Here is a 13,759-nt window from a genome sequence, read left to right as displayed (position 1 = left end):
CGGGTCCTCACTTTTTCTCGGTGGGCGGACGGCGCCGGGAAGACGCCGTCCGGTCGTATGTGGTGGCTCAGGTGCGGTCGGTGGGCCGGGGCATCCGGCGCAGGGCGGGCCGCTTGGCGGCCGGTTTCGGTGCCGCCGCCAGGCGTTCGGCCAGCCCGGCGACGGTCGGCGCCTCGAAGACGGTGCCGATGGCGACCTCCGTGCCCAGCGCCGCGCGGATGCGGCTGACCAGGCGGGTGGCGAGCAGCGAGTGGCCGCCCAGGTCGAAGAAGCTGTCGTCGATGGAGACCCGCTCCACGCCGAGCACTTCGGCGAACAGGCCGCAGAGGGAGGTCTCCTGCTCGGTACGGGGCTTGCGGCCGCCGGCCGTGGCCGCGTAGTCGGGCACCGGGAGGGCCTTGCGGTCCAGCTTGCCGTTGGGCGTGAGCGGCAGCCGGTCCAAGACCATGACGGCGGAGGGGACCATGTACTCCGGCAGGCGCTCCGACAGGCGCGCGCGGGCCGCCTTGACGACCGCGCCGATGCCGCGGGCGGCCACGGGGTTGTTGGTCCAGGGACCGCCGGTGGTGGCGGGCACGTACACGCCCGACAGGGCCGCGTCCCCGTCGTCCGCCGGGAGCAGCACCGCATCGAAGAGGGCTACCGACCGCGACGACCAGGTGGGGATCACCCGCAGGCCGTGCTCCCGGCCCCGTTCCACCAGGTCCTGCGGATCGACCGGGGCCCCGCCGAAGTCCTCGGCATCCAGGCCGTCCAAGGCCCGTTCCGCCGCCACCTCCGCCATCAGACGCGCATTGGGTATGCCGGTGATGCGCAGCGGCCCCTCAGGCAGGGCCCCCAGGCCGAGACCAGCGCTCCACGCCACCTGCCGGGCCCCGGACAGGTCCACGACCCGCTCGGGCGCCTTGTGCAGCACCACCTCATAGCGGTGCCGGGTCAGCTCGTTGTGGTACGCGCCCGGCTTGAGCCGGATGTCCAGCGCGCCCACCCGCTCGTCCCGCTCCGCCAGCTCCGCGAAGAACTCCGGAGCGGTCACCAGCTCCTTCTCCAGAAGCACCGCCCGGTCCACGACAGCACGCGCTGACGCACCACGCCCGGCATTGACCGCAGCGTGCAACGCCCGCAGCGAACCGGCATGCCGCACGTCACCGATCACCAGCCGGCCACCGGGCGCCAGCAGCTCCAGCGCCTGGCCGACGACCTTGGCCAGGTACGCGTCGTCCGGGAAGTACTGGATCACCGAGTTGATCAGTACGGTGTCGAACGTGCCGGCCGGCAGTCCCTCCGTCACGTCGGCGGCCTGGCAGCGCAGATGCACCCGGTCGCCGAGACCCGCCGCCCGTACCTGGCCGGTCAGCCGCTCGATGACGGCACCGGACAGGTCAGTGCCCCAGTAGGCGTCCACGTGCGGGGCCAAGTGCCCCATGAGCAGGCCCGATCCGACGCCGATCTCCAGCACCCGGCGGCCACCGAACCCGCGAACGCGCTCCACGATCGCGTCCCGCCAGGCCCGCATCTCGTCCAGCGGGATCGGCTCACCGGTGTAGGAGCTGTCCCAGCCGGAGAAGTCCTCGCCGAGACCGAAGGTCTCGCCGCCCGGCCCGGAGTACACCGAGTCGTAGATCTCCCGCCACTCCCCCACCTGCGCGTCGACGCCGGAGGCGGCCTCCTCGACGGCTCCGGCCACCGCGGCGGCGGCGAGGTCGGGCACCACGTACGCGGCGAGGCGCTGGTCGCCGGGGACGTCCTCGCGGGCCAGGACGACGGCCTGCCGTACGCCCTCGGAGGCGGTCAGCAGCGACTCGATCTCCCCGGGCTCGATACGGAAGCCACGCACCTTGACCTGCTCGTCGGCCCGGCCCATGTACTCCAGCTGGCCGTCGGCCCGCCAGCGCGCCAGGTCACCGGTGCGGTACATCCGCGCCCCCGGCTCGAACGGCGACGCCACGAACCGCTCCGCCGTCAGCCCGGGGCGGTTCGCGTAGCCACGGGCCAGGCCCGCGCCCGCCGCGTACAGCTCGCCGACCACGCCCACCGGCACCGGTCGCAGCCCGGCGTCCAGCACATACGCCTTGGTGTTGGCGACCGGGCGCCCGATCGGCACCACGCCGCCGGTGAACGTGTCGCTCATGGACACCGCGACCGTGGACTCCGTCGGGCCGTACGCGTTGACGACCTTTCGGCCGCCGGCCCACCAGTGCGCCACCAGCTCGGGCGGCGCGGCCTCGGCGCCCACCACCAGGCAGGCAAAGTCCGTCAGCGCGGCACCGGCGCCGTCGGGCAGGGTGGCCACCACCGACGGCGGGATCAGGGCGTGGGTGATGCGCCGGTCGGCGAGGACGCCCTGGAGCTGCTCGCCCACCAGGCGCCCGCCCTCCGGCACCACCAGGGTGGCGCCCGACGCGAAGGCGACGACCAGTTCCCAGACGGCCGCGTCGAAGCTGGGCGAGGCGAACTGGAGCACCCGGCTGCCGGAGGTCACGCCCAGGCGTTCCCGCTGGGTGTGGGCCAGGCTCGCCACGCCCCGGTGGGTGACCACCACGCCCTTGGGCAGGCCGGTGGAGCCGGAGGTGTAGATCACGTACGCCGGGTTCTCCGGTGCGACGTGCACGCCCGGGTCGGTGTCCGGGAAGCCGGACAGATCCTGCCGCAGCGCCGCCTCGTCCAGGACCAGCACCGGCGCCGCGTCGGCGAGCATGTAACGGCGGCGCTCCTCCGGGTAGTCCGGATCGACCGGCACGTACGCGCCGCCCGCCTTCAGTACGGCGAGGACCGCCACCACCAGGTCGGCGGACCGGGGCAGCGCCACCCCGACCAGGTGCTCCGGGCCCACGCCCCGACCGGCCAGCCAGTGCGCCAGCCGGTTCACCCGCGCGTCCAGCTCCCCGTAGGAGAGCGACAGATCACCCGCCACGAAGGCGGTCGCGTCCGGGGTGCGGCGGGCGTGCCCGGCGACGAATCCGGCGAGGGTGGTGCCGGGCACCTCGGCGGCCGTCCGGTTCCAGCCGGACACGACCTGGTCGCGCTCGCCGCCGGACAGCAGCTCCACCTGGCCGATGCGCAGCGACGGGTCGGCCGTCACCTGCTCCAGCAGCCGTACCCAGCGGTCGAGCAGCGCCTCGACCGTGGACCGGTCGAAGAGGTCGGTCGAGTACTCGACGGTGGCGCTGACGCCCTGTTCGCCGCTGCTCTCGTCCAGGCTGAGCAGCATGTCGAAGCGGGACCTGCCGATGCCGACCGCTTCCGGGGCGACCCGCAGGCCCGGCAGTTCGAATTCGCTGCGCGGCGTGTTCTGGAGGACCAGGGCGACCTGGAAGAGCGGGTGGTGGGCGGTCGAGCGCTGCGGGTTGAGGACTTCCACCAGGTGCTCGAACGGCACGTCCTGGTGGGCGTACGCGGCGAGGCTCGACTCCCGTACGCGTGCGAGGAGTTCCTCGAAGCCGGGGTCGCCGGACGTGTCCGTCCGCAGGACGAAGGTGTTGACGAACAGGCCCACCAGATCATCCAGCGCCTCGTCCGTACGGCCGGCCACCCCACTGCCCAGCGCGATGTCCGTCCCCGCGCCCAGCCGCGTCAGCAGCGCCGCCATACCGGCCTGGAGGACCATGAACACCGTCGCGTTCGCGCGGCGGGCCAGCGCCACCAGACGCTGGTGCAGCTCGGCCGTCAGCTCGTAGTCGAGGTGGGTGCCCTCGTACGTGGCGACCGCCGGGCGCGGCCGGTCGGCGGGGAACGTCACCTGCTCAGGTACACCGGCCAACTGCCGCCGCCAGTAGGCGATCTGCTGGGCGTAGAGGCTGTCCGGGTCGGACTCGTCGCCGAGCAGTTCGCGCTGCCACAGGGTGTAGTCCGCGTACTGCACCGGCAGCTCCGGCCACTGCGGGGCGGCGCCACGCGAACGCGCGGTATAGGCCGCCACGAAGTCACGGGCGATCGGGCCCATCGACCAGCCGTCGCCCGCGATGTGGTGGACGAGCAGCAGCAGGACGCCTACCTGCGGACCGGTGCGGAAGAGCCACGCCCGGACCGGGATCTCCCCGGCCAGGTCGAACCCGTACTTCGCCGCCGCGTCGAGGGCGCCCGGCAGCTCCGCCTCGGTGAGGTCCCGGCTCTCCCACGGGAAGTCCGCCTCGGCCGGGTCCAGCACCCGCTGGTACGGCTCGCCGTCGGTCACCGGGAAGACCGTACGCAGCGACTCGTGCCGTCCGATCACGTCCCGCAGGGCCGCATGCAGTGCGTCCGCGTCCACGTCGCCGGTCAGGCGCAGCGCCAACGGCATGTTGTACGTGGCGGAGCGGCCCTCCAGCTGGTGCAGGAACCACAGGCGGCGCTGGGCGAAGGACAGCGGCACCGTGCCGGGACGCTCCATCGGGACCAGGGCCGTACGGGTGCGGCCGTTGCCGGTGAGGCGGGCCGCCAGTCCGGCGACGGTCGGCGCCTCGAAGACCGCGGCGATCGGCACCTCGACGCCCAGGCTGCCGCGGATACGGCTGACCAGGCGGGTGGTGAGCAGCGAGTGGCCGCCCAGGTCGAAGAAACTGTCGTCGATACCGACCCGGCCCACGCCCAGCACCTCGGCGAACAGGCCGCACAGCACCTCTTCCTGCGGGGTGCGCGGGGCGCGGCCGCCGGGCGTGGCGGCGTACTCGGGTACGGGCAGCGCCTTGCGGTCCAGCTTGCCGTTGGGCGTGAGCGGCAGCCGGTCCAGGACCATCAGCGCCGACGGCACCATGTATGCGGGCAGTCGCGCCGCCAGGTGGTCGCGGGCCGCCTCGACGATGGCGCCGATGCCCTTGGCGGCCACGGGGTTGTTGGTCCAGGGGCCGCCGGTGGTGGCGGGCACGTACACGCCCGACAGGACCGCGTCCCCGTCGTCCGCCGGGAGCAGCACCGCGTCGAACAGGGCCACCGACCGCGACGACCAGGTGGGGATCACCCGCAGGCCGTGTTCCCGGCCCTGTTCCACCAGATCCTGAGGATCAACCGGGGCCCCGCCGAAGTCCTCGGCATCCAGGCCATCCAGAGCCCGTTCCGCCGCCACCTCCGCCATCAGGCGCGCATTGGGTATACCGGTAATACGCAGCGGCCCCTCAGGCAGGGCCCCCAGGTCGAGACCGGCGCTCCACGCCACCTGCCGGACCCCGGCGAGATCCACGACCCGCTCGGGCGCCTTGTGCAGCACCACCTCATAGCGGTGCCGGGTCAGCTCGTTGTGGTACGCGCCCGGCTTCAGCCGGACGTCCAGCGCACCCACCCGCTCGTCCCCCGCCGCGAGGCCCGCGAAGAACTCGGGCGCCACGACCAGTTCCTTCTCCAGCAGGACGGCCCGGTCCACGACGGTCCGCGCCGCCGCGCCCCGCCCGGACTGCACCGCGGCCCGCAGGGCCCGCAGCGAACCGGCGTGCCGTACGTCGCCGATCACCAGGCGGCCGCCGGGCGCGAGCAGGTCCAGCGCCCGGCCGACCACGCGTGCCAGGTACTCCCCGTCGGGGAAGTACTGCACGACGGAGTTGATCAGTACGGTGTCGAAGTACCCGGCCGGGAGTCCCGTCACCTCGTCGGCCGCCTGGTTCCGCAGCCGTACGCGTTCGCTCAGCCCCGCCTCGGCCGCCTGCCCCGTCAGCCGCTCGATGACGGCGGCCGACAGGTCCGTGCCCCAGTACTCGTCCACGCCGCCGGCCAGGTGCGCCATGAGCAGACCGGAACCCACGCCGATCTCCAGGACACGACGGCCGCCGAACTCCCGCACCCGGTCCACGACCGCGTCCCGCCAGGCGCGCATTTCGCTCAGCGGGATCGGCTCGCCGGTGTAGGAGCTGTCCCAGCCGGAGAAGTCCTCACCGAAAGCGATGTTCTTCGTACTCGTCTCGGCGTACACCGAGTCGTAGATCTCCCGCCACTCCTCGACCTGCGCGTCCCCGTCCGCCTCCGCACCGGCACCCGCTCGCGCGGCCACGTCCAGGTCGGGAACGACGTACGCGGCCAGCCGCTGGTCACCCGGCACGTCCTCACGGGCCACCACCACGGCCTGCCGTACGCCGTCCGAGGCGGTCAGCAGCGATTCGATCTCGCCGGGCTCGATACGGAAGCCGCGCAGCTTGACCTGCTCGTCGGCGCGGCCGGCGAACTCCAGCTGACCGTCGGCACGCCGGCGTACCAGGTCACCGGTCCGGTACATCCGCGCGCCCGGCGCGAACGGGCAGGCGACGAAGCGTTCGGCGGTCAGTCCGGGGCGCCCCACGTATCCGCGCGCCACCTGGACGCCGGTCACGTACAGCTCGCCCACGACGCCCACGGGCACCGGCCGCAGGCCCGCGTCCAGGACGAAGGCCCGGGTGTTCCACATGGGGCGGCCGATCGGTACGGCGTGGCCGCCGGTGTCCTCGCCCGTCCAGACGGCGGAGGCGACCTGGATGGTCATCTCGGTGGGGCCGTACAGGTTGGACAGCTCGCTGTTCCAGGCCGTGCTGATGCGGGCGGCCAGGTCGGGGCGGAGGGCCTCGCCGCTGGACCAGATGTGGCGGACCGCGTGTCCGGCGGGCGGCTCGGGCAGCGTGGCCAGCAGGGACGGCGGGAACTGGGCGACGGTGACGCCGTACTCCGCGATGTGGGCGACCAGCCGCTGCGGGTCGCGGACCACGTCGGCGGGCGCCACGCTGATCGCGGCACCGGTCAGCAGCGGGAACCAGATCTCCAGGCCCACCGAGTCGAACCGCACCGACGTACGGAACAGCAGCACGTCGCCGGGGCCCACCGGGTAGGCGTCCCGCATCCACTGGAGGTTGTTGGCCAGGCCGCGGTGCTCGACGAGGACGCCCTTGGGGCGGCCCGTGGAGCCGGAGGTGTAGATCACGTACAGCGGGCCGGCGGGGGTCAGCGGCGTGGTGCGCTCGCTGTCCGCCAGGTTGCCCGCGGCGTGCCGCGCGACGGCCTCGGTGGTCTCCGCGTCGTCGAGGACGACGGCCGGGACGCCCGCGGCGGCCGTGTCCAGGCCGCCGTCCCGGGTGACCAGAGCCAGCTGGGGCCGGGCGTCGCGGAGCGTGGCCAGCAGCCGTTCGGCCGGATCGTCGGGGTCGAGCGGCAGGTAGGCGCCGCCGGCCTTGAGGACGCCGAGAAGGGCCACGACGGTCTCCGCCGAGCGGGGCAGCGCGACCGCGACCAGCCGCTCGGGTCCGACGCCGAGCCCGACGAGGTGCCGGGCGAGCCGGTTGGCGCGCGCGTTCAGCTCGGCGTAGGTGAGCGCGGTGTCGCCGTACAGGACGGCGGTGGCCTCGGGCGACCGCTCGACCTGCGCCTCGACCAGGTCCACCAGGGTGCCCGGGTGGACGTCGGCCGCGGTGTCGTTCCAGTGCTCCAGCAGTTGCCGGCGCTCCTGCCCGGTGAGCAGGTCGGCCTGGCCGATCAGCCGCTCGGGCGCGTCCAGGGCCTGTTCCAGCAGCCGTATCCAGCGGGCGACGAGGCTTTCGACGGTGGACCGGTCGAAGAGGTCGGTGGCGTACTCGACCAGCGTCGCGATGCCGGCCGGGCGGCCCGCCGCGTCGTACTGCTCGGTGAGCGAGAGCAGCATGTCGAAGCGCGAGGTACCCGCGGCCACCTCCTCCATCCGGACCCGCAGGCCGGGCAGGGTGAAGTCCCCCTGGTCGGTGTTCTGGAGGACCAGGGCGACCTGGAAGAGCGGGTGGTAGGCGGTCGAGCGCTGCGGGTTCAGCAGCTCCACCAGGTGCTCGAACGGCACGTCCTGGTGGGCGTACGCGGCGAGGCTCGACTCCCGTACGCGTGCGAGGAGTTCCTCGAAGCTGGGATCGCCCGAGGTGTCCGTGCGCAGGACGAACGTGTTGACGAACAGGCCCACCAGGTCGTCCAGCGCCTCGTCCGTACGACCGGCCACGCCACTGCCCAGCGCGATGTCCGTCCCCGCCCCGAGCCGCGTCAGCAGCGCCGCCATACCGGCCTGCAGCGCCATGAAGACCGTCGCGCCCGAGGCGCGGGACAGGTCCGCCAGGCGCTGGTGCAGCGCGGCGTCGATGGTGAACTCCGCGTAGGAGCCCTGGTACGAGGCGACCGCCGGGCGCGGCCGGTCGGCGGGGAACGTCACCTGCTCGGGCAGGCCGGCGAGCTGGGTGCGCCAGTAGGCGACCTGGCGGCTGAACAGACTGTCCGGGTCGGACTCGTCGCCGAGCAGTTCGCGCTGCCACAAGGTGTAGTCCGCGTACTGCACCGGCAGCTCCGGCCACTGCGGGGCCGTGTCCTGGACGCGGGCGGTGTAGGCGGCGACCACGTCGCGGGCCAGCGGGCCCATGGACCAGCCGTCGCCCGCTATGTGGTGCAGCAGGAGCAGCAGCACGCTGTCCTGCGCCCCGGCTTCGAAGAGCCAGGCGCGCATCGGCGGCTCACCGGCCAGGTCGAAGCCGTACCGGGCGGCTTCCTCCATCGCCGACGGCAGCTCGGCCTCGGTGACCGTGCGGCGCTCCCAGGCGAAGTCCGCCTCGGCCGGGTCCAGCACCCGCTGGTACGGCTCGCCGTCGATTTCCGGGAAGACCGTACGCAGCGACTCGTGCCGCCCGATCACGTCCCGCAGGGCCGCGTGCAGCGCCTCCGTGTCCACGTCGCCGGTCAGGCGCAGCGCCAACGGCATGTTGTACGTGGCGGACGGGCCCTCCAGCTTGTGCAGGAACCACAGGCGGCGCTGGGCGGACGACAGTGGTACCCGGTCGGGGCGCGCCACCCGGGTGAGCGCCGTACGGGTGCGCCCGCCCGGGGCCAGCCGTGCCACCAGTTCGGCGACGGTCGGTGCCTCGAACACGTCCTTGATCGGCAGCTCGGTGCCGAGGACGCTGCGGATGCGGCTGACCAGGCGGGTGGCGAGCAGGGAGTGCCCGCCCAGGTCGAAGAAGCTGTCGTCGATGCCCACCCGGTCCACGCCCAGCACCTCGGCGTAGAGGCCGCACAGCACCTCTTCCTGCGGGGTGCGGGGCTTGCGGCCGTCCGCCATGGCGGCGTACTCGGGTACGGGCAGGGCCTTGCGGTCCAGCTTGCCGTTCGGGGTGAGCGGCAGCCGGTCGAGGACCATGACGGCGGAGGGGACCATGTACTCCGGCAGGCGCTCGGCGAGGCGCGCGCGGGCCGCCTTCACGACGGCGCCGATGCCTCGGGCGGCAACCGGGGTGTTGGTCCAGGGGCCGCCGGTGGCGGCGGGCACGTACACGCCGGAGAGCGCGGCGTCGTCCGCGCCGTCCGGCAGCACGACGGCGTCGAACAGCGCCACCGAACGCGACGACCAGGTGGGCACGATCCGGAGTCCGTGCTCACGGCCCCGCGCGACCAGCTCGTCGGGGTCCACGGCCGGGCCGTCGAACTCCTCGGCGTCCCGGCCGTCCAGCGCCCGCTCCATGGCCGCCTCGGCGACCAGGCGCGCGTTGGGTATGCCGGTCAGGCGCAGCGGCCCCTCCGGCAGCTGTCCCAGGTCGGTACCGGCGCTCCAGGCCACCTGCCGGACCCCGGACAGGTCCACGACCCGCTCCGGAGCCTTGTGCAGCACGACCTCATAGCGGTGACGCGTCAGCTCGTTGTGATACGCGCCCGGCTTGAGCCGGATGTCCAGCGCGCCCACCCGCTCGTCCCGCTCCGCCAGCTCCGCGAAGAACTCGGGGGCGGCGACGAGTTCCTTCTCCAGGAGCACGGCGCGGTCCACCGCGGCCCGTGCGGACGCACCGCGACCGGCGTGCACCGCCGCATGCAGCGCGCGCAGCGAACCGGCGTGCCGGACATCACCGATGACCAGGCGGCCGCCGGGAGCCAGCAGCCCCAGCGCCCGGTCGACGACCCTGGCCAGGTACTCCCCGTCCGGGAAGTACTGCACCACGGAGTTGATCAGTACGGTGCCGAAGGAGCCGGACGGCAGGCCGTCCACATCGTCGGCCGCCTGGGCACGCAGCCGTACGCGCTCGCTCAGCCCCGCCTCCGCCACCTGTGCCGACAGCCGCTCGATCACGGCGCCGGACAGGTCCGTGCCCCAGTACTCGTCCACGTCCCGCGCGAGGTGGGCCATCAGCAGACCGGCGCCGACACCGATTTCCAGCACCCGCGAGCCGCCGAACTCCCGCACCCGGTCCACGATCGCGTCCCGCCAGACGCGCATTTCGCTGAGAGGGATCGGCTCGCCGGTGTAGGAGCTGTCCCAGCCGGAGAAGTCCTCACCGAAAGCGATGCCCCTGGTGCCGGTCTCGGCGTACACCGAGTCGTAGATCTCCCGCCACTCCTCGACCTGCGCGTCCCCGTCCGCCTCCGCACCGGCCCGCACAGCCGCATTGAGGTCCGGTACGACGTACGCGGCCAGGCGCTGGTCACCCGGCACGTCCTCACGGGCCACCACCACGGCCTGCCGTACGCCGTCCGAAGCGGTCAGCAGCGACTCGATCTCCCCGGGCTCGATACGGAAGCCGCGGACCTTGACCTGCTCGTCCGCACGCCCCAGGTACTCCAGCTGGCCGTCGGCACGCCAGCGCGCCAGGTCACCGGTGCGATACATGCGCACGCCCGGCTCGAACGGCGAGGCGACGAAGCGCTCCGCCGTCAGGCCGGGGCGGTTCGCGTAGCCACGGGCCAGGCCGGCGCCCGCCGCGTACAGTTCGCCGGCCACGCCCACCGGCACCGGCCGCAGCGCCGCATCCAGAACGTACACACGTGTGTTGGTGACCGGACGCCCGATCGGCGCGACGGTTCCGTCCGTGGTCCCGCTCATCGAAACGCACACCGTGGACTCCGTGGGCCCGTACGCGTTGACGACCACGCGGCCGTCCACCGCCCACCGGGTGATCAGCTCCGGCGGCACCGCCTCACCCGCCAGTGCCACCGCCCGCAGCTCAGGCAGCGCGGACTCGGCCCCGGCCGGAAGCGCCCCCAGCACCGACGGCGGCAGCGTCACATGCGTCACGCGCTGGTCGGCCAGCACCGTCTGCAACGCCTTGCCGACCAGGCGGCCTTCCTCCGGCACCACCAGCGTGGCCCCCGAGGAGAACGCCATCACCAGCTCCCACCACGCCGCGTCGAAGCTGGGCGAGGCGAACTGGAGAATCCGGCTGTCCGCCGTCACTCCGAAGCGTTCGATCTGCGCGTGTGCCAGGCTCGCCGCGCCCCGGTGCGGGACGACGACCCCCTTGGGAAGACCGGTGGAGCCGGACGTGTAGATCACATACGCCGGGTGGTCGGGCTCGACCGGCACGCCCGGATCGGTGTCCGGGAATCCGGACAGATCCTGTCGCAGCGCCCCCTCGTCCAGGGTGAGAACGGGCGCGGCGTCGGCCAGCAGGTAATCGCGGCGCTCCTGCGGGTACTCCGGGTCCACCGGTAGGTACGCGCCACCGGCCTTGTGGACGGCGAGGACCGCGACCACCATCTCGGCCGAACGCGGCAGCAGCACCCCGACCAGCTTCTCCGGGCCGACGCCCTGAGCCCGCAGCCAGTGCGCGAGGCGGTTCGCCCGTGCGTCCAGCTCCGCGTAGGTGACCGTCCGGTCCCCTGTCGCGAGGGCCGGCGCGTCCGGGGTGCGGCGGGCGTGGGCCGTGAACTCCTCGGCCGGCGTCACGGCGGGCACCTCGGCCGGGGTGCCGCTCCAGCCGGTCAGCAGCGTCTCGCGCTCGTCGCCGGACAGCAGTTCCACCTGTCCGAGGCGCAGCGACGGGTCGGCCGTCACCTGCTCCAGCAGCCGTACCCAGCGGTTCAGCAGCGCCTCGACCGTCGCGCGGTCGAACAGTTCCGTGGCGTATTCGACGACGGTCTCGATGCCCGAGGTGCCGTGCACGTCCTCGTGCCGTTCGAACATCTCGACGAGCATGTCGAACCGGGAGGTCGCCGTGGAGACGAACTCGCTGCGCACGTCGAGGTCGGGCAGCCGGAAGGACTCCTCCGGGGTGTTCTGGAGGACCATCGCCACCTGGAACAGGGGGTGGTGGGAGCCGGAGCGGTGCGGGTTGAGCAGTTCCACCAGGTGCTCGAAGGGCACGTCCTGGTGCTCGTACGCGGCGAGGCTGGTGTCGCGGACCCGGCCGAGCAGTTCCTCGAAGGTGGGGTCGCCGGAGGTGTCCGTGCGCAGCACGAAGGTGTTCACGAAGAGGCCGACGAGGTCTTCGAGGGCCTCGTCCGCGCGGCCGGCGACGCCGTTGCCGAGGGGGATGTCGGTGCCGGCGCCGAGGCGGGTGAGCAGGGCCGCCATACCGGCCTGGAGCACCATGAAGACGGTGGTGTTCGACTGCCGGGCCAGGGCGACGAGGCGCTGGTGCAGCGTGCCGTCGAGGGTGAATTCCAGGTGGTCGCCGTCGTAGGAGGCCACCGCGGGGCGCGGCCGGTCGGTGGGGAAGCTCACCAGGTCCGGCAGGTCGGCCAACTGCGCACGCCAATAGGCGACCTGACGGCTGACGAGGCTGCCCGGGTCGGATTCGTCGCCGAGCAGGTCGCGCTGCCACAGGGTGTAGTCGGCGTACTGGACGGGCAGTTCGGACCACTGCGGCGCGGCGCCGTCCGCGCGGGCGGTGTAGGCGGCCAGGACGTCCCGGGCGAGGGGGGCCAGGGACCAGCCGTCGCCCGCGATGTGGTGCAGCAGCAGTTGCAGCACGCTCTCGTCGTCGGACAGCTCGAAGAGCCAGGCGCGTACCGGGATCTCGGTGGCGAGGCCGAAGCCGTACCGGGCCGACTCGTCGAGCGCCGCGGGGAGTTCGGCCGCGGAGACCCGGCGGTGTTCCCAGGCCAGGTCGGCGTCGGCGGCGTCCAGGACGACCTGCCGCGGCTCGCCGTCCACCTCGGGGAAGACCGTGCGCAGCGTCTCGTGCCGCGCCGTCACATCCCGCAGGGCCGCGTGCAGCGCCTCCGCGTCCACCTTGCCCTTCAGACGCAGCGTCAACGGCATGTTGTACGTCGCCGACGCCCCCTCCAGCTTGTGCAGGAACCACAGCCGGCGCTGCGCGAACGACAGGGGCAGCCGTTCGGGGCGTGCCATCGGGGTCAGCGCGGCGCGCCGGTCGCCCTCGCCGGCCTCCGCGCCGAGGCGCCGGGCCAGGGCGGCGGGGGTCGGGTGCTCGAACACGTCCTTGATCGGGGGTTCGGCGCCCAGTACGCCGCGGATGCGGACCAGCAGCCGGATCGCGGACAGCGAATGGCCGCCGAGCGCGAAGAAGTCGTCGTGCGGGCCGACGTGAGGCACCCCCAGCACCTCGGCGAAGAGTGCGCACAGCGTCTCCTCGCGCGACCCGGCCGGTCCGCCGTCCGCTCCGGGAGCGGTCGGGTCCGGTGTCGACGATGGCGTGGCGTCCAACTTCTCGCTCGCTTTCCTGGCGGTTCATGTCCGTGCGGCGGCCGGGCGGCCGGGTACGGCGGCGCGGCCTGCGGCGGGCAGGGTCGATCGGTGGTCGGTGGGGCGGGAACCGTCATGCGGGCGGCATGGCCGGGCGGCCGGCCGGGCAGGGTGCCGCGGAACACCGGTTCATACGTTCGGGTACGGATACGGAACAGCCGTACGGCGATGGGAGATACGCGAGCCGGGCGGGCCCGCGGAAGGGAAACGCCGGGCCGGCGCCCTCGGGAGGACGCGCGCGTGCCCGGCCGACGTCAGCCGGAGCGGTTCGGCGAACGCGGCGCCGTACTGGATTTCCGCTGTGCGGGAGCCGTTGGACGCGGCCCTCTCCGCTTGACTCGTGCCATATCGCAATCCCCCGTAGACATGCACACTGCCTGTATCCGATCCGGCCAGCCGATGCCTGACCGGATC

At 73.2% G+C, this 13,759-nt stretch carries 1 protein-coding gene; it reads right to left on the bottom strand.

The window, feature by feature from the left end; translation table 11 throughout:
- Positions 1 to 67 precede the first annotated feature (67 nt).
- The gene (locus tag CP984_RS39770; RefSeq protein ID WP_003982968.1) at positions 68 to 13,306 is read right to left on the bottom strand and encodes a non-ribosomal peptide synthetase; all 13,239 of its coding nucleotides are present in this window, start codon (positions 13,304 to 13,306) and stop codon (positions 68 to 70) included.
- Positions 13,307 to 13,759: the final 453 nt, after the last annotated feature.

This window comes from Streptomyces rimosus (assembly GCF_008704655.1).
Classification (GTDB): Bacteria; Actinomycetota; Actinomycetes; order Streptomycetales; family Streptomycetaceae; genus Streptomyces; species Streptomyces rimosus.
This window is presented reverse-complemented; position numbering and strand designations above follow the sequence as displayed.